This window comes from Amycolatopsis balhimycina FH 1894, from assembly GCF_000384295.1.
GTDB lineage: Bacteria > Actinomycetota > Actinomycetes > Mycobacteriales > Pseudonocardiaceae > Amycolatopsis > Amycolatopsis balhimycina.
Genome location: NZ_KB913037.1, coordinates 1931756 through 1952765, shown reverse-complemented (window position 1 = coordinate 1952765; position 21010 = coordinate 1931756). Strand labels below are relative to the sequence as shown.

Here is a 21010-nt window from a genome sequence, read left to right as displayed (position 1 = left end):
GAGGCGAACAGTGACGATTTCTCTCGAAGGCAAGAAGGTTCTGGTCACCGGCGGCTGCCGGGGCATCGGCGCGGCGATCACGCTGGCCATGGCGCGGGCCGGTGCCGATGTGATCGCCTGCTACCGCAGCGGTGGCGACCATGTCGACGCGCTCGCGACCCGGCTCGATGAGACGCCGGGCAAGTACCACCTGACCCGGGCCGACGTGACCAGTTCCGCGGACATCGCGGCGCTCGTCCAAGAGTGCCGGGACCGGCTCGGTTCACTGGACGTGCTGGTGAACAACGCCGGCGTGATCAGCCACATCCCATTCGCGGAGCTGAAGCTCGAGGAGTGGCAACGGGTCGTGGACACCAACCTCACCTCGGTGTTCGCGATGGTGCAGGCGGCGCTGCCGTTGCTGTCCGGGAACTCCTCGGTGATCAGCATCGGCTCGGGTTCGGCGTTCGTCGGGCTGGCGTTGCGGGCGCACTACACCGCCACCAAGGCCGGGCTGGTCGGGCTGTCCCGCTCGATGAGCCGCGAGCTCGGCCCGCGCGGGATCCGGGTGAACGTGATCTCCCCGGGCGTGATCCAGACGGAGAAGGAGCTGTCCGACGAGATCGTCGCGAAGTACACGGCGATGACCTCGGCGGGCCGGCTCGGCCGGCCGGACGAGATCGCCAACGTGGCCGTGTTCCTCGCGAGCGATCTGTCCAGCTACATCAGCGGGGCCGACATCGACGCCAACGGCGGGATCTGATGACGGTCTTCCGGGTGCTGCTGCGGATGCGGGTCCGGCCCGGCAGCGGGCCGGCGTTCGAACGGGACTGGCGGGCCGGCGCCACGCGGATCGCCACCCGGCCGGCCAGCGTCGGTCAGTGGCTGGCCCGCGGTACCGACGAGGAGGAGGTGTACTACGTGGTGAGCGACTGGACCGACGAAGCGAGCTTCCGCGAGTACGAACGGAGCGAGGCGCACCAGCAGCACCTGCGCCGGCTGCGGCCGTACCGGATGGACGGTTCGATGTCCACCATGGACATAGTGGTCGCGGTGACGGCGTAGTGGCCGGCGGGACAGTGCGCGTGCTGATCTACGCGGTCGCCGACGAGGACGGTGTGGGGCGGGCGTACCACGAGATCAGTGCCGCCCTGCGGGGCACGCCGGGACTGCTCGGCAACGAGCTGCTGCGCGAGTTCGGCAACGACGACGGCGGGTTCGCGGTGATGAGCGAATGGGTGGACCGGGACGCGTTCCAGGCATGGGAACAGGGCCCCGGCCACCGCGACGTGACCGCGCCGCTGCGGCCCTACCAGGACACCGGCCGGGGCCGGCCGTTCGGGCTGTACGAGGTCGTGGCCCGGTATTGAGCGAAGGGAGGGGAGCCGTGCGGACTGTCGAAGGCGCCACGCTGAAGCTCGCCGGGGACGCGCAGGACCTGCTGTTCCGGGAAGCGCGCTCGGCCACCGAGTTCACCGACGACCCGGTCACCGACGAGCAGGTGGCGGCCATCTACGACCTGGTGAAGTACGGCCCCACGTCGTTGAATCAGCAGCCGCTGCGGATGGTGCTGGTGCGCAGCCCGGCCGCCCGGGCCCGGTTGCTGCCGTTCCTGGACGCGCGCAACCGGACCCGGACCGAGGCCGCGCCGCTGCCGATCATCCTGGCCGCGGACGTCAACTTCCACGAGAAGCTCCCGGTGGTGTTCCCGCACGCGGCCGGCCTCCGGGACGCGCTGCACGGCGACCCGCGGCGGCGGGCCGAGGGGGCCCGGTACAACGCCCTGCTCCAGATCGGATACCTGATCGTGGGTGTCCGGGCGGCCGGCCTGGGTGCCGGGCCGATGATCGGCTACGACCCGGCCGGCCTGGACCGCGAGTTCTTCCCGGACGGCGGGCTGCGTTCGCTGCTGGTGATGAACATCGGTGTTCCCCGGCCCAAACGCCACGAACGGTTGCCCCGCCTGTCCTACGACGAGGTCGTCACTGTCCTTTAAGGAATGTCCATGCTCGCCGTGTACGCACGTCAGCCCCACCCGTCCGACCCGCTCGCCGCGCTGACGGTCGGCGAGCGTGACTCGCCGGCCGCGCCGGAGGGCTGGGTCTCGGTGACCCCGCGTGCGATGTCCCTGAACATGCACGACATCAACACGCTTCGCGGTGTCCACATGGATCCGTCGCGGTACCCGATGACCCTGGGCTGCGACGGAGCGGGCCTGCTCGCCGACGAAACCCCGGTGCTGATCCACAGCAGCGTCGCCGCTCCGGGCTGGGTAGGCCCGGAACAGCTCGACCCGGGGCGCACCGTGCTCAGCGAGTACCACCAGGGTACGTTCGCCGACACGGTGGTGATACCGAGGCGAAACGCGGTGCCGATGCCGGACGCGCTGACCTTCGCCGAGGCGGCCTGCCTGCCGACCGCATGGCTGACCGCGTACCGCATGCTCTTCGTCACCGCGGGAATCACACCGGGGCAACGAATCCTGATGGACTGCACGCAGCGGATCGGGAGCATTCCGGCCGCGGTGATCCGGCTCGCCGTCGCGGCCGGCTGCACGGTGTCGGTGGTGGCACGGGACCGGCATGCCGCGCAGGCCCGGGAACTCGGCGCCCACGAGATCAGCACCCCGGCGGACACCGTCGCCGGGCCGGTGGACGCGGTGTTCGACGCCGGGACCGAGCAGTTCGGGTGGATGCGGCACCTTTACGTCCTGCGTGCGGGTGGTGCGGTGGTGTGCGCGGGTGGCCGGGCCGGTTCCGGCGCCGCCCTGGCGGCTCCCGTGCTGAACGACATCATCACGGGCGAGCTGCGCCTGCTCGGGTCCACCATGGGCACCGCCGAGGACCTCCGGGCGTTGCTGGCGTTCCTCGTCCGCACCGGGCTGCGCCCGCGGATTGCGCGGGAACTGCCGCTGGCACGGGCGGCGGAAGGCGTCGAAGCGATGCTGACCGGCCAGGTGCCCGGGAAGATCGTGTTCACCCGGGAGCCGTAGCCGTCGCGGGTTCACCGGCGCGCAGCACCGCTTCCAGCGGCCGCCACAGCAGCCGGGTGAGCAGCATCAGGCCACCGACCATGACGACGGTCGGTGCCAGCCCGGCCAGGACCGCGACGTCCAGCGGCAGGCGGTACACGAGCACGATCCTGGCCGTGCCGCCGAGCACGAACCCGACGCCCCACAGGATGTTCAGCTGCCTGATCCGCCGGGCGAACCGGCGGTCGGTGTCCCACGCGGACTCCCACCGGGCCAGCAGTGCGGGATCTCCCTTGGTCGCGAACGGCGTCAGCACGTCGTAGAACACTGTACGCCCGAACAGATTCGTCACCAGCCCGTACAGCCCGCCCACGATCGGTGTCACCGCGGACTTGGCCAGCACCAGCCGAGCGTCGCCGGTGAGGAACACCAGCAGCACGGACACCGCGAGCAGCACCGTCATCATCAGCGGCAAGGCATCGATCCGCCGTTCGGTCACCGCCCGGTAGGCGCCGCGCAGGCCGGCCACCACCGCCCCGGCAGTCAACGCCGGCGCCGGCGGTACGCCGAACAGGTAGTGCAGCAGGGAAAAGCTCACCACCGGGGCGAGCAGGTCGAGCAGCAGAGGTCCGAGCGCCGCGAACCGGCGGTTTATCAGGAGAGCCACCCGCTCATGGTGCGCAGGCACGCTCGTGTGTCCCTAGGACGTCCCGCTCGATCCCCAGGGCGACCTCTACCGGGCTGGGCATGGCGAGATGCTCGCGGTGGAGCAGGTCCGCGCCGGCCTGCAAACCGGGAAGGCCGGCCAGAAAACGGGAGACGGCCTGGCGCAGAGCGGCATCGCCGAGATCCATGGGCATCGAGAACTGGGCCGCGCCCGCGTCGCGGAGGTAGCGCGCATTGACGATCGCGTCGGCGGCCCAGGGAAAGACGAGCTGCGGGACACCGGCGCTCAGGGCCGTCATCGTGGTGCCGGCGCCGCCCTGGTGGATGACGGCGGCACAGTCCCGCAGCACCAGGTTCAACGCGACGGGTCCGAGGTGGACGACGTTGTCCGGCACCGGACCGAACTCCGGGATCTGCTCCTCCAGCACGGCCACGACCACTTCGACGTCCTGCTCCGCAAGGATTTGCGTGATGCGAGGGGCCAGAAAGGCGTTCTTCCACCCCAGGTAGTGCAGGGAGCCGCCCCAGGTCACCACGACTCGCGGTCGCGCGGGCGGGATACGCAGCCAGGCCGGCAGCACCGCCGGGCCGTTGTAGGGTACGTACCGCAGGGACCGGCGGACCAGGTCGTCGGCCGGCCGGAGGCTCGGCGGGCACGGGTCGAGCGTCACGTCTCCGAACGACGCGGTCAGTGCCTCGCGGGTGCCGAGCCCACCGAGGATCCCGTCCTCGGCCTCCGGCACATCCGCGATCGAGGCGACGAAGTCCGTGGCCCACAACAGCCGGTACGACGGTACGCCCAGATCCGCGGCCAAGCCGGGACCGAGGAATGCCATGGGTTCGTAGACCACGAAGTCCGGCCGCCAGTCCCGGGCGAACCGGTACGTGTCCTTCGCCATCGCGACCGCGCTTTTCGTCGCGGTCGCGACGGCCATCCGGCCGCGGTGCTCGATCTCCGACCGGTCCAGGGACCACCTGCGGTGGGCGTCGGTCATCAGCGCCCGCACATGGACGTCGTCGCCCACCGGAAGCGCGGTCAGCCCGGCCCTGGTGATCGTGGGGGCGAAGAAGGGGTGGCTGGCGACCAGCACCTCGTGCCCGGCGGCGCGCAGCGCCCACCCGAACGGGACCATCGGCTGCAGATGGGATCCCCATGCCCAGCTCAAGAACAGCACACGCACCGTCGACCTCCCAGCCTCGCGATCACCTTGGGGCGCCCGGCTCGAGGACCACTGGAGCCGTCGACGCCGCGGGAGAAAACTCCTGCCGAGTTCGGTACTTGCCGCCCTACTCCGGCCGGTGGCCGGACTGGGACAGTCGGCTCAACCGGGAAGAGGGGAGAAGCGGACCATGCCACCCGCAACGCAGGACAAGCCCAAGCCGAAGGCCGGTGGGCTGCTGTCGACCTTGATGGAACTGGCCCTGTCCTTCGGCGGCTACTACCTGTTGCGTGCTTTCGGCGTCAGCGTCTTCTGGGCGTTGACGATCCCGGCCATCGCGGTGGCCGCGGTCGCCGTGACCGTCACGGTCCGCCGCCGGCGGGTCGACCTGATCGGGTCGCTGGTCCTCTTCGAGATCATCGCGACGATCGTGCTGTCGCTGGTCACCCAGAGTCCCAAGATCGCCGCCGTGCGCGAGCCGGTCTACATCCTCATCGGCGGTTTGTTCTGCCTCGCCACACTGTTCTACCGGACACCGTTGACGCATCTGAGCACGTCGTCGGTCGCGGCCTTCGGCGACCCGAAGCGGGAACGGGCGTTCGCGCGGGCGTGGGAGGACGTGCCCCGGTACCGCATGTGGCAGCGGCTGCTCACCGGCGCCTTCAGCACGATCATGATCCTCTTTTCGCTGGTCCGGATGTACCTGCTCGTCACTGCCACCGACGCGGGGATCGCGCACGCCGTCGACGTCTCCAACCTGCTCAGCCTCGTGATGATCGGGGCGCTGGTCGTGGTGAGCGGTGTGCTGATCCAGCCGCCCAGGAAGATCATCGAACAGCTGGTCAAGCAGATGGACGCCTCCGCGGCGTGACTCCTCAGCGGCCCCACGGCCCGGTCCCGTGATCCCGGTGACGCTCGAACTCGGTGACCACCTGGGCAGGCGTGGGCTGCGAGTCGTGTTCCTCCTTCAGCTGGGTGGCACCATGCCGGTACGACGCGAGATTGTCGAGAAACGCCGTCAGCGCCTCGTCCAGGCTGGTTGTGTCGAGGTCACCCGGCGAGATCAAGTGCCCGGCGCCGGCTTCGCGGATCTGCTCAGCGTTGATCACGGCGTCGGGTGCCCACGGGATGATCAGCTGGGGGACACCGGCGCTCATCGCGGTCATGGTGGTCCCGGCGCCGCCCTGGTGGATGATCGCATCACAGCTCGGCAGGGCCAGGTGCAGGGCGATCGGTCCGATATGGACGACATTGCCGGGGAGGTCGGAGTAGAGCCGTTTCTGCTGATCGGTGGTGGCGACCACGACGTCGTACCGCGGCTGCCGGCCGAGGACGTCGACGATGCCGGGGCCGAGGATCCCGTCGTGCCAGCCGAGATCGTGCAGCGAACCGCCCCAGGTCACCAGGATGCGCGGCCGGGCCGGCGGGGTCCGCAGGTGCTGCGGAAGGACGGCAGGCCCGTTGTAGGGGATGTACCGGATGAGTTGCCGGTACAGGTCGTAGCCGATCTGCATGCTGGGCGGGCACGGGTCCAGCGTCACGTCGCCGAATGCCGCGTCCAGGTCGACCGACCGCTCCCGGGCCAGGTCCGTGAGCAACCCGCCACGCCGCCGCATGATCGAGGCGAGGTAATCAATGCCCCAGGGCATCCGCACGGACGGCACGCCCAAATGGCCGGCCAGACCAGGCGCGATCACAGCCATGGGCTCGTAGACCACGAAATCCGGCGACCAGGAGCGGGCGAACGCGTAGAGGTCCTTGCCCATCGCGACGGCGCTGTCCGTCGCCAGCCGCGAGTACGTTCCGGCCCGCTGCCGGACTGCCCCCGGATCCTCGGTTTCGTCATGGCGACGCGGATTCCAGCCGGCGTACGCCGCCGCCGCGTCCGACCGGACGTCGACGTCCTCGCCGACCTGCACGGCGGGGAGGCCGGCGTCGGTGATGGTGCCGGCGAACCCGGGCCCGGCGGCCACCAGCACCTCGTGACCGCCGGCGCGCAGCGCCGACGCGAACGGGACCATCGGGTACAGATGCGACTTCCAGGCAAAAGTCACGAACAGCGCACGCATCGAAGCGGATCTCCTCAGGGGAGCAGCGAACGCACCAGTTCGATGGTGGCCCGCGGCGTGGTGTTTTCGTCGACGGTGTGGTCGACTATCTCGGCGGCGTACGTACCTCGGATCTGGTTGACGATCTCCAGAATTCCGAGCGAGTCGATGCCCAGCTCGCACAGTGCGGTGTCCAGTGTGTCCGGTCCAACGGCGGCCGCTTCCTCGGGCCCCAGTGCGTTCTGGACGATCTTCTTGAAATCCGCAACCGTGAACTCAGTCATGACTTGTTCCTCCACACGACAGCGGGTACGAGCTTCCAGCGTCGTGCCGTCCAGTAGAGACTCGCTAGGAACGCAGGCTTCGACCGCGTCCCGAGCGCCGGCGCCGAAGGTCGGGACGCGCGGCTTTCACGACGTCACCGGGGGAGGAACCCATGGCCGGTTGCCCGATGCCGAAATACCCGTTCAGCTGGCCGTCGCCGATCGAGCAGCCCAAGGAGTTCGAGCACCTGCACGAACAACGGGTGATCGAAGTGGAACTGCCGAGCGGGGACAACGCGTTGCTGCTGACCCGATACGAGGACATCCGCGCTGTCCTGCTGAACCCGACGGTGAGCAAGAACCGCAATCGCCCGGACATCGCGCGGATGACGGTGCACAAGACCAAGGCGTTCCAGAGCCAGGTGGACATGGACCCGCCGGCCCACACCCGCATGCGCCGGCTGGTCGCCAAGGCGTTCGTGCCGTCCCGGGTGACCGCGCTGCGTCCCCGGATCCGGACGATCGTCGGCGAGCAGCTGGACGAACTGGCCGCGGCCGGGCCCCCCGCGGACATCAACACCCACCTGGGATTCCCGGTGGCCATCCGGGTGGCATGCGAGCTGCTCGGGGTGCCGCAAGAGGATCGTGGCCGCTTCCAGGGCGCCAAGACACCGCCGTGGGACTACATGCGCGAGCTGATCGAGCGCAAGCGCGCGGCACCCGGCGACGACCTGATCAGCGAGTTGATCACGGTACACGACGAGGACGACGGCCGGCTCAGCGCCACCGAGCTGGTCTGGTGGTCCACGATCCTGTTGCTGGCCGGCTACGAGACCACGGCCAACCAGGTGGCCAGCGCGGTCGTGCTGCTGCTCACTCGTCCCGACCGGCTCGCCTGGTTGCGGGCCAACCCGGACCGGATGCCGGACGCGGTGGAGGAACTGCTGCGCGGCCAGGTAGTCGGGACGTCGCTGTCCATGCTGCGCTACCTCACCGAGGACGTCGATCTGGACGGGGTCGTGCTGCCCAGGGGGCGCAGCGTGGTGCCGGCGCTGGAGTCGGCCAACCACGATCCCGCGGTGTTCGCCGACCGCGACCTGGACCTCTCCCGGCAGGGGCCGCAACAGCTCACGTTCAGCGTGGGCCAGCATTTCTGTGTCGGCGCGGCGCTCGCCCGCGCGGAACTGGAGATCGTCCTGAGCGAGTTGCTCACCAGATTTCCGGGACTGGCTCTCGCGGTGCCGGTTGGCCGGCTGCGTCGCTCCACCGACGCGTTCACCCAGGGATTCCTCGAAGTGCCGGTGCGCTGGTAAGCGGCCGTGTATTTCGCCGAGCCGGAAATTGTCTCGTCAATCGCGAGGAACACTGTCGTGGTATGCTCGCGAAACGCTCCGGCTTCGCATCGGCAACCCCGGCGACAATAACGTGGAGACAATGATGTCAACGAATGGTGACCCGTTGGTGAAAAAGCCGTCGAGGTGGACGATGCCGGCATTCTTCGTCGGGTTCGGCGTCGTGTCGCTGGTCGCTTCGCTCGTCGGCGGCCGGCTCGTCCTGGGCCTGTGGACGGCCGGGGCGATGGTGGTGTGCGCCGTGACCGTGGCCACGCTGCCTGCGCCGCGTCCGCCCGCTGGCCGATCCGGCTCGGCCTCCGGGGTCCGGACCACCCTGGGTGTGCTCGCCGCGGTCGTGGTCGTGGTGGTCCTCGCGACCTTCGTCGGCAGCCTCGCCGCCGGCGGCACCGGCTACCTGTACTTCGCGCTGGTCATGGCCCTTGCCGTCTTGTACGTCGGCTACGCCGCTGTCGCCCGGAGGCGTTAGAGCCAGCCATTTTCCCGCGCGATCCGGATTGCCTGAATCCGGTTGCGCGAATCGGTCTTGGCGATGGCTTCGGAGATGTAGTTGCTCACCGTGCTCGTCGACAGGTGGAGTTCGGCCGCGATTTCCGCGATCGTGTCGTACCTCTGCGACGTGCGCAGCACATCACGCTCTCGTTTGCTGAGCGGGTTGGCGCCGGTAGCCATCGCGAGCTTCACCTGGTCGCCGGTGATCAGCATCTCCCCGGCAGCCACCCGGCGAATCGCCGCGGCGATGTCGCTGACCGGCGCGTCCTTGGTCAGGTACGCCCGCGCGCCGGCTTCGAGTGCCCGGCGAATGTAGCCGGGCCGCTTGAAGGTGGTCAGCATGACGACCATGGGCGGGTTGTCCTGCTGCTGAAGGAACTCCGCGACGTCCAGTCCGCTGCGTCCGGACATCTCGATGTCCAGCAGCAGCACATCCGGCTCGGCGGCCAGCACCGTGGCGAGGTCCTCGCCGCCGCCACGCTCGGCGACGACCGTGAGGTCGGGCTCCAGCTCCAGCAGGGCGACGATGGCCGACCGCAGCATCGCCTGGTCCTCGATGATGGCGATCCGCATCATGCGCGCTCCTCGATCGGCAGCTCCATGGTGAACCGGTAGCCGCCACCCTGACGCGGCCCGGCCGTCAGCCGCCCGCCCAGTTCCGCGGCTCGTTCTCGCAGGCCGACCAGTCCGTGCCCGCCGGAACTGCCGATGTCGACCAGGGTTCCACCACTGTCGTCGTTGACCACGTCGAGCCGGATCGACCGGCGTTCGACAGTGACGGTGATCGCGCACCGGTTCGCGTTGGAGTGCCGCAGCACGTTGGCCACGGCCTCCCGGACTCCCCAGGCCAGCACGGTGTCGATCCCGGTCTGCCACGTCCGGTCCGGTATCGACACCGTGATTTCGACTTGCAGTGGCTCGAGGCTGCGCCGTGCGTGTTCGATCTCCTCGGCCAACGAGGTGGACCGGTAGCCGGTCACCACCCGCTGGACCTCTGTCACCGCGGTTCGGCCGACTTCCCGCACGTCCCGCGCCGCGGCCGCGGCCCGGGCCGGGTCCACCGCGGCCAGCCGCTCGGCCAGTTCGGCCTTGGCCATCATGGTGACCAGGCTGTGCCCGAGCAGGTCGTGCAGGTCCCGCGCGAACCGCAGCCGCTCGTTCTCGACCGCGGCCGTGGCGTAGGCCTGGCGGTTGGCACGCGACCGGCCGATCTCCACAAGCAGCCGGCCGCGAAGGAGGGCGATAGCGCCACCCGCCACCACCATCACCACGTCGATCAGCTTGCCATCGGTCACCGCGGTCAGCCCGGCCGTCGCGGCGACGCCGAGTATCGCGCCGAACATCAGCGGCAACAGGTTCGCGCAGGCGACCGCGGTCAGCACCGCGGCCGCCAGCCAGGCACGGTTCAACGCCCACATGCCCGACGCGGCCACGCCCGCGAGTGCCGCGGCCAGTCCCAGCCGCAGGGCAAGCGGGTGCGCCGGAGTGAGCCACTGGCTGACCGTGAAGAGCGCGGCGAAGACGCCGAGCGCGATGACATCGAGGGGAACATCGCCGGCAGGGCTGTCCGTCGCGGCGTACGCCGGCAGAAGCAGTACGGGTAACAGGATGAACAGTCCACCCGGATGAGGATTGCCCGACCGCGCCATCGGCCTGAGCCGAGCCGGCCATCGGCCGGACGAACCGGCGTCGCGCCGGCGCTTTCCGCTACGCACCGGGCCACTCTACCCACAGTGCACCGGTATCGCCGCACGTCAAGGACGTCAAGGACGTCAAGTGGTCACGGGGATCACTCGTCCGGAGGATCCGTCCACCGTCACCAGCTGGCCGTCGTGCAATTCCGTGGTGGCCGTTCCGGTGGCCACCACCGCGGGCACGCCGTACTCCCGGGCGATGATCGCCGGGTGCGACAGCAGGCTGCCCTGGTCGGTCACCAGGGCGCCGACCATGACGAAGAGGATCGACCATTGCGCGGTCGTCTCCTTGCACACCAGCACATCCCCGTCGCGCAGCTTGCCGAACTCGCCGATGCCGTTGATCACGCGCACCGGGCCGGTGTAGCGCCCAGCCGAGGCGGCCAGGCCGGCCAGGCCCTCGCCGTCCTTCGCCGCCGCCGGGGGCGCCTGCAGCGTCATCGACCAGCTGCTCAGTGCACGGACATGCTGTGCCGCAGCAGAAAGCGTAATTCCTTCGATGCTCGGTGGCATGCCATACTGGCCGTGGAACTTCGGGCCGGGATTGGCCAGCGCCCAGTTGTGGCGCCCGCGTCCCAGCCGGACAGCCTCCCGCAGGTCCGTGCTCTCGTGCAGCGCGGCCAGTCCTTCGTCCAGGCCGACGTAGAACCCGTCGTCGTCGCGGTCGACCAGGCCGGCCGCGTGCAACCGACGGCCGATTTCCTGCGTGGCGTAGCGGAACAGGGCCCACGCGGACACCGCGTAGAACACCTTCTCGTCGCGCAACGCGGAACCTTCCTCGGCTTGACCGAGGGCGCGCTCGAACCGCTCGCGGTCGGCCTGGCCGGCGAGCCGCGCCCGGGCCTTGGCGAGGACGGCTTCCCGGGCAGCTGCGAGGTCCTGCTTGCGCTTGGCCACCTCGTCCGGGCGGTCCAGCTGCGCGGTGACCAGGTTCAGCAGCGTCCCGGGATACTCGGCCAGGGTGGGCTCGGTGATGTCGAACCCGATCGTCCGGTGCCCGTACGCGCTGACGTACCGGGCGAACGCGTCGGCGAACTCACCGTCCACTTCGGCCAACCGGGCTTCGTCGACCGTCCCGTCCGCCAGCCGGGTGCGCAGTTCCGGGTTGGCGGCGGCGATCCTGGCCAGGTCACTGAGCCCGGTGGTGGCCGGAACGTGGTCGCCGTCAGGCCCGCCGACCATGGCGAAGGTCTGGTCCGGACCGAAGCCGAGAAGCTCCTGGCCGGCCAGCCCCAGCTCGCCCATGGCCACGATTCCGGCGCAGGCCAGGGTGAAGTACACGTCGTGCAACTCGGCGAACATCGCCACCAGGTCACGGAAGTACCGGTCGAAGCCGTCGTCGTCCAACGATCGGAGATCGGTCGAGCGGAACGCGCGGATCCGGTCCCCGAAGGAACCCTTCAACTCGTTGTTCCACCGGCGGATCACGGCCAGCGGCTCGCCCGCGGCGACCCGGGCACCGGCCTGCTCCAGTCCACGGACCTGCTCGTCCGGCGAGTCGACGAGGGTGGACAGGTACACGCGCCCGTTGATCATCCGCGCCGCCGCCCGGCCCCCGGTGGTGTACCGGAAGATGTTGCTGATCGACGCGTCGAACACGGGCAGGAACACCGACTGCTGCATGGGTACCGACGGCGCGTTCGCGTTCGGTGCCTGCACCCAGAACCCTTCGGGCACCTCGTCGTCGACGGGGATCTGTTCCGCCGCCGACAAGCCGGTGATCGGCCGCGCCTGCAGTACGTTGATCTCGCCGTCCGCGATCGCCCACTCCATGTCCTGCGGGCCGCCCGCGTGTTCGGCGACTTGCGCGACGACGTCCGCCACCCTCAGCACGTCGGACGCGTCGAGCACCGTGCCGTCACCGGAAATCCGGGTCACCGCGCCGGAGCGCACGGTCCATTCGTCCGCGGTGGCTTCCCCGGACATCAGCCGGTCGCCAAGGCCGGTGACTGCGCTGACCGAGATCTCGTCGCGCTGCCCGGTGACCGGGTTGACGCTGAAGGCGACGCCTGCCGCGGTGGCGGGCACCATGACCTGGACGAGCACCGCCACCCGCGCCGGGTGGTCGGTGAAATCCTGGTGGTACCGGGTGATCCGCTCGGACGACCCGGAGGCCCAGCAATCGCGCACCGCGGCGAGTACATCCGCCGCGCCGAAGACATTCAGGTACGACTCGTACATTCCGGCGAAGGAACGTCCGGCGAGATCCTCGGACACTCCGGAAGAGCGCACCGCGACCGGGACATCTCCGAGTTTCTCCAACGCGGCGGCGACCTGTTCGGGGAGTCCCGCCGGGAATGGCAGCTCGGTGACCGCCGTTCCCGGTTCCGCCGCACCGAGCGCGTCGTGCAGTGCCGCTGTGGTCACCGCGAACCCGTCCGGTACGCGGAAACCGCCACGGCGCAGGTCGCCCAGCACCGCGGCTTTCATTCCGACCTCCGGCACGTCATCCAGGGCGATGTCGGACAGTGGCAATACGTAATCCATCCGGATCCGTCCTTCTGATTGCTCGCGATATGCCCCCACGTACGGAACGCCGATTCTACCACGCACAACGACTCTCGTCCGGCGCCGATATCCGCGGCGGCCACCGGCTAGAGGCTCGCTCGATCCCGGCGCCACAGTGATTCCACAGTGCCCGGCGGGAAGCTGCTCCGGTATCCCGAACCAGCCGGGAGGGCTTGTTCATGACCAGTTCGAGTTTCACGGAAGTCGCCGATCTGGCCGATCCGCAGCTGAGTGACGAGATGCGCGCGATATGCGAGCGAATCGGCAGGCGGGACCAGTTTTCCGCAATCGACCCGGAGCGCCTGCTCACCGCGGCCGTCGAACAGACCGGACTCACCGACTTCGGCTCGGACTGGTTCCGCACTCCGCTCGAGGTGCTTTGCCGCGCACTGCACGCGGAGGGCGACCTCAGCCCGCTCGGTGCGGTGACCCTGCGGCTCCAGCTCCACCGCCTGCTGTGCGGACGGCTGCGGGTCGAGCAGCTGATCAAGGAGCACCCGGAGATCGAGCACCGGCCCCTGGACCCGCCCATCGTGATCGCCGGCCTGCCGCGTTCCGGAACGACGTTCCTGCACAACCTGCTCGGCTCGGATGCCCGGCTGCGCAGGCTCGCCAAGGGCGAGGCGGAAGGTCCGCCGGAACCGGCCGCGGCGTCCGTCGCCGACGATCCGGCCCAGGCGGAACAGCAGCGGATACTGGACGAGAACCTGCCGTTGCTGAAGAAGATGATCGATGTCGACGAGGGTGCGTCGATCGAGGAACTCGCGTTGCTGGGGTTGAGCTTTTCGTCGATCCTCTTCCAGATCCAGGGCGCACCGCTGCCGAGCTACGGCGAATGGTTCCTGGCCACCGACCAGACACCGGCCTACGAGTACCTGGCACGAGTCCTGCGTGCGCTGCACTGGCGGCGCGGCGGCGGCCCGTGGGTGCTGAAGACCATCCAGCACATGGCTCAGCTGCGGCCGCTGGCCACCGCTTTCCCCGGTGCCACAGTGGTGTGCACGCATCGCGACCCCGCCGTGGTGATCCCGTCGATGAGCACGCTGCTGGCCTACGGTCAGCGGCTGATCACGAACAAGGTGGATCCGGTGCGCACCGCCGGCTACTGGACCGAACGCGTTCTCGGGATGGTCGAATGTTGTGCGCGGGATCGCGCGTACGTCGACGAGGAGCGCATCGTCGACGTCCAGTTCTCCCGTATCCGCGACGACACCGACGGCGTGGTCGGTGAAATATACGCGAAGGCCGGAATACCGCTGACCGCCGAGACAAGGGAAGCGATGAACGCCATCCGGGCACGACGGCATCCGCACCGGCACGGCCGGGTCCGCTACGACGCGGCCGGCCTCGGGCTCGACCAGGCCCGGATCCAGGAGCGGTCAGCGGACTACCGGGAACGCTTCGGCGTCCCCGCCGAGGCGTGAGGACGACCGTGGAGGCACTACATCTCGGCGACGGTCTGCGGACCAGCCCGATCGCCCTCGGGACCACCATGTCCGTTTACCGCACCAGTGAAGCGCAGGTGGACGCGAAGGCCGCACTGGCAACCCTGCACGCCGCGGTCGATGCGGGTGTCACCTTCTTGGACACGGCCGACGTCTACGGCCACGGCGGCAACGAGCAGCTGGTCGGCCGGCTGCTGGCGGACCGGCGCGGCGAGGTCACGGTGGCGACCAAGTTCGGCATCACCGGCGACCTGATGGCCCGGCGGCGGCAGGCCCGGGGTGACCGGGCCTACGTTCTCGAATGTGCCGACGCCAGCCTCACCAGGCTGGCGACGGACCGGATCGACCTGTACTACTTGCACCGGCCCGATCCGGCCGTGCCGATCGAGGAAACCGTCGGCGCGATGGCGGAACTGGTCCGGGCGGGCAAGGTGGCCCATCTCGGTTTGTGCGAGGTGACCGCGGCAGAACTCCGGCGCGCGTGCGCGGTGCACCCGATTGCCGCGGTGCAGTCGGAATGGAGTGTCTGGAGCCGGGACGTCGAGGCCAACGTCGTGCCCGCCGCGGCGGAACTCGGGATCGGCTTCGTGCCGTATTCACCGCTCGGCCGGGGGTTTCTGGCAGGTACGGTCACCGCCTCTTCCCTGGACCAGGACGACCTTCGCCGGACGCTGATGCCGCGATACCACGACCACAATCTGCCGGCCAACCTCGCCGCCGTGGCGGGTATCGCCGCGGTGGCCGCGGCGGCCGGCGCCACCCAGGCCCAGGTGAGTCTCGCGTGGCTGATCGGGAAGGGAGCCGAGTTCGGGCTCCCCGTGGTACCGGTGGTGAGCACCAGGTTCCCGGCTCGGGTGGCCGAAAACCTCGCATCGGTGGCGGTCCGGTTGTCGCCGGAGCAGCTCGGCGCGCTCGACCGGATCGCGGACGCGGTCTCCGGCTCGCGTTCTCGTGACCTCCAATGGGTTTCGGCCGGTCGTGAGTGACGACGACCGCGCGGCCCTGCGCCGCGCCATGTCGGCCCTGGTCGTGGCCGGAGCCGCCGGCGTGCAGGTCCGGGTGCACGACGGACTCGGCGACTGGACCGGCAGTGCGGGGCTCGCCCGGCTCGGCCGGCCGGAGGGTGTGCCCGGCGAGGGCCGGTTCAGGATCGGCAGCGTCACCAAGCCGTTCGTCGCGGCCGTCGCACTCATGCTGGCCGCCGAGGGCGAGCTGGGCCTGGACGCCCCGGTCGGCCGTTACCTGCCCGATTTCGATCTCGACGGGGCGATCACCGTCCGGTACGCCCTCATGCATCTGAGCGGGCTGGCCGACTACTCCGGGGACCACCGGCCCGACGGCGCCGGTGATCCCGGCATCTTCCCGCCGATCGGCCCGGAGTACATCCGGAAGCTCACGACCGGCTACGAACCGGCAGAGCTGATCCGCTTCGCCCTGGCCCGCGGGCCGCGGTTCGAGCCCGGCCGGGGGTTCTTCTACAGCAACACCAACTACCTGCTGGCACAGCTGGTCATCGAGAAGATCACCGGAACGTCGTACGCGGACCAGATCCGCCGGCGGATCACGCGACCACTCGGGATGGCGAGCACGCTGGTCCCGTCCGGCCCGCGCATTCCCGGTCCCCATGCCCATGGCTACGTCGCCTATCGTGACCACGGAGACCTGACGGTCGCCGACGTCACCGAGGCCCACCCGTCCTGGTACGGGGCGGCAGGCTCGATCGTCTCCACTACCGCGGACCTGGACACCTTCGTCTCCGCGCTGCTGACCGGCCGGCTGCTGGCGCCGCCGCAGCTGGCCGAGATGCTCGCCTTCGTCCCACCCGACGGCGACGGCGTCGGCATCGGCCTGTTCCGCAAGGAATTCGGTCCGGGCCGGTTCGGCATCGGCCATTTCGGCAGTGTCCCGGGGTTCCTGTGTTTCACCTACGGTGTGCCGGACGGCTCGGCCCGGATGGTGCTCTCGGCGAACCGGGGCGCGGTGGACCGCTCCGACCCGGCCGCGGTCGCCGCCTTCCTCGCCGCCGTGGACAAAGCGGTGACAACCTGCTTCGCCGCCTTGCACGTGCCGGACGGGAAGCTGTCGGAATTCCGGTGAAGAAGTTCTCACGAAAGGGGTGCCGGCACGTGCCGATACCGCCGTCCCTCGCCGGAATCGCCCGCGGCTATGTCCGATTCGTGCCGGGAAGACTGGGAAAGGCATGGATTGTCGACAGCTACCTGAATCGGGCGTTGCGTACTAATCCGGTCATTCGCGTCGCGACCGTGGGCAATGGCGTGCGGATGATGCTGGACACCCGGGACATCGTGCAGCGATATTTGTATCAGTTCGGCGTCTGGGAACCCAGCCTGACCGCCTGGCTGACCGGAGTCCTCCGGCCCGGGGACGTTTTCGTCGACGTCGGTGCGAACATCGGCTATTTCAGCCTGCTCGCCGCCCGGATCGTCGGGCACACGGGGTCGGTCGTGGCCATCGAGTGCTCCCCGGCCGCGGGTTCGGAACTGCGCGGCAATCTGGCCGCCAACCAGGTCGGGAACGTACGGCAGGTGACCAGCGCGGTCGCGGCGAGCGAGTGCGTGCTGACCTTTTACGAGCCGAAAAAAGGGATCCACAGCGTGACCACCAGCGTCCCCGCGGGGGACCCGGTGTTCCAGGCGGCCGCGAAACCGCTGTCCGCTCTGCTCACCGCCGCCGAGCTGGGCGCGGCCCGCGTGATCAAGGTCGACATCGAGGGCGGCGAGTACGACGCGCTGAGCGGGCTCGTGCCGGTGCTGGACCGGACCCGTCCCGATCTGGCGATCGTGGTCGAGGTGAACGAGGCCATGCTGGCCCGTCAGGGCCGGACGGTCGCGGCGACCACCGGGCTGCTGACCGATCTCGGGTTTCACCCGTACCGGCTGGTGAACAGCTACCGGCCGTCGTCGTACCTGGTCCCGGGACGCCCGCCGCAGCGGGTCCGCGAGCCGGTCACCGGCCAGGCGGACCTGGTGTTCTCACGGATCGACGCCGACACGCTGTGACCCCGCAGGTGGCCGCCGGCTGCGCCCGGCGGCCACCCGCGGTCACTGCCCTGGGTAACCGTTGCGGGCCAGCAGCTCGAAATCCCATGCTTCGTCGTTGATCGTCGTGCCCTCCGGCGGCTGCCGTGGCGCCACGGTCTGCTCGTGCGGAAGCTGGAGCACGAACGACCTGATCACCGGCGGGATGACGAATCCGCCCGCGCCGTATCCGTCCAGGTCGACCGTACGCAGGAAACGCGTCCGGACCAGCTCCTCGAGCAGCAGTTCGGTGGTGAACAGTTCGAGGTCGGCCAGAGCGGCGGCCTTGCCGGGGTCGACGTACGGATCGGTGCTCCGGCGGGCGATGGATTCCAGCAGCCGGGCGGCCTGCGGCGAGAGCCGGGCGCGCTCCCGGGCCAGCCGGGTTTCCAGTGTCCACTCGTGCGTCCGCAGCTCGCGCAGCAGCCGTCGTTCGTCGGACAGGCGCCGGACGACCTTACGCAGCGGGTAGTTGGGCGCGGCGGCGAGCTTGGTGCCGATCGCCCGGATCGCGAGGGGGAGCCGGCCGCAGAGCGCGGCGATGCTGCGCGCCATGTCCTCTTCCTCCTCGACGCGGCGCCAGCCGAGCATGGCGGCGAGCATCTCGACGCAGGACTCCACCTCCAGCGGGTCGAGCTCGATCACCTTGGCGCCGTCCAATCCGGGCAGCCACCCACAGCTGGTGACCAGGACGGTGCACCGGCTGCCGCCGGGCAGCAGCGGCCGGATCTGTGCCCCGGAGGCAACGTCGTCGAACACCACGAGCACCGTGCGATCCGCTGTCCAGCTGCGGAACATCTGGGCACGTTCGTCCAGGTCCTGCGGCAGTTCGGCATCGGTGAGACCGGTGGCGTGCAGGAAGTGGCCGAGCACGGCGGACGGGTCGGCCGGCTGGTCGGTGCTGCCGCGCAGGTCGGCGTGGAACTGCCCGTCGGCGAACCGGTCCCGGACGCGGTGCGCGACGTGCAGGGCCAGCGCGCTCTTGCCGATCCCGATCATCCCGTTGACGTGCAGCAACCGGGCCGACGTCGTGCGATCGGTACCCAAGGACAGCTCGCACAGGGTGTCCACAGTGTCCGCACGCCCGACGAAGTCGGGTAGGTCGGCAGGCAGCTGCGCGGGCCGGGGGAACCGGGGAGTGACGACGGCGATCGGCGCGTTGTCCGCGGTCGAGTCGCGGTGGGGGTCTTCGTATGCGGCCAGCAGCTGGGCCTGGAACTGGTGGGTTCGGGCGGATGGTTCGATGCCCAGCTCGTTCACCAGGGTTCTGCGCAACTGGTGGTAGACGTCCAGGGCCTCGGCCCGGCGGCCGGAGCGCTCCAGGCTGAGCATGAGCTTGGTGTAGAAAACCTCGTGGAACGGGTGCTCGGCGATCAGCGTCTTCAGCTCGACGACCAGGTCCCTGGCCCGGCCGAGCATCAGATCCGCCTCGATGCGCAACTCGAGGGCCTGCAGCTTGTTCTCCGCCAGCTCGTTGACGTGGGCGGCCAGCACCTGTCCGGCATCCACGTCGCCCAGCGGGTTCCCGCTTGACAGCGCCAGCGCACGACTGAGCGCCATTGACGCGGCCTCCGCGCCACCCCGGTCCAGTGCGGCCCGGCCGTCCTTGACGTGGTCCTGGAACACGTTCCAGTCCAGCTCGTCCCGATCGAGGCTGATCACGTAGCCGAGCGGCTTGGTCTGGAGGATCTGCCTGCCCGGACTGCACTCGGCCAGCACCCGGCGCAGCTGATAGATGTAGGTCTGAAGAGTGGCGAGCGCGGACACCGGCGGGTTATTCCCCCACAGCTCTTCCATCAGCGTTCCCGTGCTCACGACGTAGTTGCTGCGCAAGGCGAGTAGGGCCAGCAGGCTTCGCAACTTGGGTGCGCTCGGCGTCAACACGCGCTCACCGTTTCGCAGCACGAGTGAACCCATTACTGACACGAAAACGCCATCACTCATACTGTCCCCCCCAAGAGGCAATATTCGGACAACCACGACAGGCAACGATCTTCAGTATAGGCCTGGTCCGTCCTCGGAAAGATCAGTCTACCGTGGTTCGACGGTAAACAACCACCCATATGCACCAAGGTGAACCAGTGTCGAAGATGCCGGTGCGCGAAGACGTGGGCATCGGGTGTCCGGCCGCGGATCCCCCGCCGCGGAATGGCCGAACCCATTAGATGCAGATCTCCGGATTCCGTCTCGATCGGCCCGGGAGAATGCGTTTCCTGTCGAGATCCTTGCCGTCGCCGGATCGATTGTCTTCCGCTGAGGCGGTCGGGCGGACCGAACTTTCCTGACCCTTGTGTTCCTCGGGTCACGCCGGCATGTCAGCCGGCGTGACATGCCGCGTCGCCCGTGTCACGCGGTTGCTCACGCCGCCCCTCCCGCGGCCACGGCCACTTCCCGCACGTAATCGCCGTAGGCCGACTTGGCGAGCTTCTCGCCGAGTGCGTGACATTCCCCGGCGCTGATGAAGCCCATCCGCAGCGCGATCTCCTCGAGACAGGCGATCCGCACGCCGGTCCGGTTCTCCAGCACCCGTACGAACTGGCTCGCTTCCAACAGGGAGTCGTGGGTGCCGGTGTCCAGCCACGCGAAACCCCGGCCGAGGTCGATCACCTGCGCGCGGCCCTGGCGGAGGTACTCCCGGTTCACGTCGGTGATCTCCAGTTCGCCCCGCACCGACGGGGTGAGCTCGGCCGCGATGTCGAGAACGTCGTTGCCGTACAGGTAGAGCCCGGTGATCGCCTTGTCGGACCTGGGTTTCACGGGCTTCTCCATCAGCGAAACGAGCCGGCCCGCCGCATCGAACTCGCCGACGCCGTAGTGCTCGGGGTTCTTCACGGCGTAGCCGAATAGCACGCAGCCGTCAAGCTGTGCCATCGCGCGCCGCAGTGTCACGGAGAAGCCGGGCCCGTAGAAGATGTTGTCGCCCAGTACCAGCGCTACGCGGTCGTCGCCGACGAAGTCACGCCCGATCACGAACGCCTCGGCAAGCCCGTTGGGCTGCGGCTGGGTGGCGAACGTGAGCTCCAGGCCCCACTGGGAGCCGCTGCCCAGCAGACGCCGGAAATTCGGCTGGTCCGCCGGCGTCGAGATGAGCAGGATCTCGGTGATCCCGGCCAGCATCAGCACCGACAGCGGGTAGTAGACCATCGGTTTGTCGTACACGGGCAGCAGTTGCTTGGACGTGGCCTGGGTGATCGGGTACAACCGGGTCCCGTTTCCACCGGCCAGGACGATGCCTTTCACGGCCGTCTCCACTCTGTGCAGCTCAGATCGAACCGGGCAAGTCTCACCTGCACCGCTCGCAGCCTGCTGAACCGGCTCGTGGTGCGCTTCAGCCGGTTCCCAGCGCGTGCGGTCACGCTGTGCCGACCGCGTTGGTGCGGATCCGGAGGTGAGG

General features: G+C 69.2%; 21 protein-coding genes. 12 read left to right on the top strand and 9 right to left on the bottom strand.

What is annotated here, in order from left to right; all coding sequences use genetic code 11:
* Window positions 1–10: 10 nt before the first annotated feature.
* From A3CE_RS0108000 to A3CE_RS0107980, 5 genes are read left to right on the top strand one after another with little or no spacing between them, the layout of a single operon-like run.
* Window positions 11–742 (top strand): SDR family NAD(P)-dependent oxidoreductase, encoded by a 732-nt coding sequence (locus tag A3CE_RS0108000; protein WP_020639553.1) that lies wholly within the window; start codon window positions 11–13, stop codon window positions 740–742.
* Entirely contained in the window at window positions 742–1044 is a 303-nt protein-coding gene (locus A3CE_RS0107995) for an antibiotic biosynthesis monooxygenase family protein (protein WP_020639552.1), read from the top strand. The genes A3CE_RS0108000 and A3CE_RS0107995 overlap by 1 nt, the downstream gene beginning before the upstream one ends.
* Window positions 1044–1349 (top strand): antibiotic biosynthesis monooxygenase family protein, encoded by a 306-nt coding sequence (locus A3CE_RS0107990; RefSeq protein ID WP_020639551.1) that lies wholly within the window; start codon window positions 1044–1046, stop codon window positions 1347–1349. Before A3CE_RS0107995 ends, A3CE_RS0107990 begins: the two co-directional genes overlap by 1 nt.
* Window positions 1350–1366: 17 nt before the next feature.
* Complete coding sequence (locus tag A3CE_RS0107985; RefSeq protein ID WP_020639550.1) at window positions 1367–1975, top strand: malonic semialdehyde reductase; 609 nt, start codon at window positions 1367–1369, stop codon at window positions 1973–1975.
* A gap of 9 nt (window positions 1976–1984) precedes the next feature.
* Window positions 1985–2971, top strand: coding sequence for a quinone oxidoreductase family protein (locus A3CE_RS0107980; protein ID WP_020639549.1), 987 nt, complete (start codon window positions 1985–1987; stop codon window positions 2969–2971).
* Here the strand turns inward: A3CE_RS0107980 and A3CE_RS0107975 are convergent.
* Window positions 2955–3617: a VC0807 family protein gene (locus tag A3CE_RS0107975; protein WP_020639548.1), complete on the bottom strand. Its 663-nt coding sequence runs from the start codon at window positions 3615–3617 to the stop codon at window positions 2955–2957. The genes A3CE_RS0107980 and A3CE_RS0107975 overlap by 17 nt on opposite strands.
* 4 nt (window positions 3618–3621) lie before the next feature.
* Window positions 3622–4797 (bottom strand): nucleotide disphospho-sugar-binding domain-containing protein, encoded by a 1176-nt coding sequence (locus tag A3CE_RS0107970; RefSeq protein WP_026468273.1) that lies wholly within the window; start codon window positions 4795–4797, stop codon window positions 3622–3624.
* A 169-nt stretch (window positions 4798–4966) separates the two neighbouring features.
* Between A3CE_RS0107970 and A3CE_RS0107965 the strand changes: the two genes are divergently transcribed.
* Window positions 4967–5647 (top strand): VC0807 family protein, encoded by a 681-nt coding sequence (locus A3CE_RS0107965; RefSeq protein ID WP_020639546.1) that lies wholly within the window; start codon window positions 4967–4969, stop codon window positions 5645–5647.
* 4 nt (window positions 5648–5651) lie between these two features.
* Here A3CE_RS0107965 and A3CE_RS0107960 read toward each other — a convergent pair whose 3' ends face one another.
* On the bottom strand, window positions 5652–6845 hold the full coding sequence (locus tag A3CE_RS0107960) for a glycosyltransferase (RefSeq protein WP_020639545.1): 1194 nt from the start codon (window positions 6843–6845) through the stop codon (window positions 5652–5654).
* Window positions 6846–6859: 14 nt separating this feature from the next.
* Entirely contained in the window at window positions 6860–7108 is a 249-nt protein-coding gene (locus A3CE_RS0107955; protein ID WP_020639544.1) for an acyl carrier protein, read from the bottom strand.
* A gap of 152 nt (window positions 7109–7260) precedes the next feature.
* Between A3CE_RS0107955 and A3CE_RS0107950 the strand changes: the two genes are divergently transcribed.
* Window positions 7261–8400, top strand: a complete 1140-nt coding sequence (locus A3CE_RS0107950) for a cytochrome P450 (RefSeq protein ID WP_026468271.1) — start codon at window positions 7261–7263, stop codon at window positions 8398–8400.
* A 172-nt stretch (window positions 8401–8572) separates the two neighbouring features.
* The gene (locus tag A3CE_RS0107945) at window positions 8573–8908 is read left to right on the top strand and encodes a hypothetical protein (RefSeq protein ID WP_020639542.1); all 336 of its coding nucleotides are present in this window, start codon (window positions 8573–8575) and stop codon (window positions 8906–8908) included.
* On the opposite strand, the gene A3CE_RS0107940 is transcribed toward A3CE_RS0107945, so the two are convergent.
* The 3 genes from A3CE_RS0107940 to A3CE_RS0107930 form a co-directional block, all read right to left on the bottom strand.
* On the bottom strand, window positions 8905–9507 hold the full coding sequence (locus A3CE_RS0107940; protein WP_020639541.1) for a response regulator transcription factor: 603 nt from the start codon (window positions 9505–9507) through the stop codon (window positions 8905–8907). The two genes, A3CE_RS0107945 and A3CE_RS0107940, sit on opposite strands and share 4 nt — an antisense overlap.
* A complete protein-coding gene (locus A3CE_RS0107935) occupies window positions 9504–10580 on the bottom strand; it encodes a sensor histidine kinase (RefSeq protein WP_020639540.1) in 1077 nt (358 codons plus the stop codon). The genes A3CE_RS0107940 and A3CE_RS0107935 overlap by 4 nt, the downstream gene beginning before the upstream one ends.
* 123 nt (window positions 10581–10703) lie before the next feature.
* Complete coding sequence (locus tag A3CE_RS0107930) at window positions 10704–13112, bottom strand: PEP/pyruvate-binding domain-containing protein (protein WP_026468270.1); 2409 nt, start codon at window positions 13110–13112, stop codon at window positions 10704–10706.
* A 200-nt stretch (window positions 13113–13312) separates the two neighbouring features.
* Here A3CE_RS0107930 and A3CE_RS50425 point away from each other — a divergent pair, with 200 nt between their 5' ends.
* The 4 genes from A3CE_RS50425 to A3CE_RS0107910 all read left to right on the top strand — a co-directional run bounded on the left by A3CE_RS50425 (window position 13313) and on the right by A3CE_RS0107910 (window position 17598).
* Window positions 13313–14557 carry a sulfotransferase family protein gene (locus A3CE_RS50425; protein ID WP_020639538.1) on the top strand — a complete coding sequence of 415 codons (1245 nt, stop codon included), beginning with the start codon at window positions 13313–13315 and terminating at the stop codon, window positions 14555–14557.
* Window positions 14558–14565: 8 nt separating this feature from the next.
* The gene (locus tag A3CE_RS0107920; protein ID WP_020639537.1) at window positions 14566–15564 is read left to right on the top strand and encodes an aldo/keto reductase; all 999 of its coding nucleotides are present in this window, start codon (window positions 14566–14568) and stop codon (window positions 15562–15564) included.
* The gene (locus A3CE_RS0107915) at window positions 15557–16675 is read left to right on the top strand and encodes a serine hydrolase domain-containing protein (protein WP_020639536.1); all 1119 of its coding nucleotides are present in this window, start codon (window positions 15557–15559) and stop codon (window positions 16673–16675) included. Before A3CE_RS0107920 ends, A3CE_RS0107915 begins: the two co-directional genes overlap by 8 nt.
* Window positions 16676–16842: 167 nt before the next feature.
* The gene (locus A3CE_RS0107910; protein WP_125591702.1) at window positions 16843–17598 is read left to right on the top strand and encodes an FkbM family methyltransferase; all 756 of its coding nucleotides are present in this window, start codon (window positions 16843–16845) and stop codon (window positions 17596–17598) included.
* Between the two features lie 42 nt (window positions 17599–17640).
* On the opposite strand, the gene A3CE_RS50420 is transcribed toward A3CE_RS0107910, so the two are convergent.
* Window positions 17641–19500 (bottom strand): AfsR/SARP family transcriptional regulator, encoded by a 1860-nt coding sequence (locus tag A3CE_RS50420; RefSeq protein ID WP_169523949.1) that lies wholly within the window; start codon window positions 19498–19500, stop codon window positions 17641–17643.
* A gap of 474 nt (window positions 19501–19974) precedes the next feature.
* Window positions 19975–20856, bottom strand: coding sequence for a glucose-1-phosphate thymidylyltransferase RfbA (gene rfbA / locus A3CE_RS0107900; RefSeq protein WP_026468268.1), 882 nt, complete (start codon window positions 20854–20856; stop codon window positions 19975–19977).
* Window positions 20857–21010 lie beyond the last annotated feature (154 nt).

Coding starts and splice junctions, on each gene's coding strand:
- A3CE_RS0107995 (WP_020639552.1), top strand. CDS start 742: ATGACGGTCTTCCGGGTGCTGCTGCGGATGCGGGTCCGGCCCGGCAGC.
- A3CE_RS0107980 (WP_020639549.1), top strand. CDS start 1,985: ATGCTCGCCGTGTACGCACGTCAGCCCCACCCGTCCGACCCGCTCGCC.
- A3CE_RS0107965 (WP_020639546.1), top strand. CDS start 4,967: ATGCCACCCGCAACGCAGGACAAGCCCAAGCCGAAGGCCGGTGGGCTG.
- A3CE_RS0107960 (WP_020639545.1), bottom strand. CDS start 6,845: ATGCGTGCGCTGTTCGTGACTTTTGCCTGGAAGTCGCATCTGTACCCG.
- A3CE_RS0107955 (WP_020639544.1), bottom strand. CDS start 7,108: ATGACTGAGTTCACGGTTGCGGATTTCAAGAAGATCGTCCAGAACGCA.
- A3CE_RS0107950 (WP_026468271.1), top strand. CDS start 7,261: ATGGCCGGTTGCCCGATGCCGAAATACCCGTTCAGCTGGCCGTCGCCG.
- A3CE_RS0107945 (WP_020639542.1), top strand. CDS start 8,573: ATGCCGGCATTCTTCGTCGGGTTCGGCGTCGTGTCGCTGGTCGCTTCG.
- A3CE_RS0107940 (WP_020639541.1), bottom strand. CDS start 9,507: ATGATGCGGATCGCCATCATCGAGGACCAGGCGATGCTGCGGTCGGCC.
- A3CE_RS0107935 (WP_020639540.1), bottom strand. CDS start 10,580: ATGGCGCGGTCGGGCAATCCTCATCCGGGTGGACTGTTCATCCTGTTA.
- A3CE_RS0107930 (WP_026468270.1), bottom strand. CDS start 13,112: ATGGATTACGTATTGCCACTGTCCGACATCGCCCTGGATGACGTGCCG.
- A3CE_RS50425 (WP_020639538.1), top strand. CDS start 13,313: ATGACCAGTTCGAGTTTCACGGAAGTCGCCGATCTGGCCGATCCGCAG.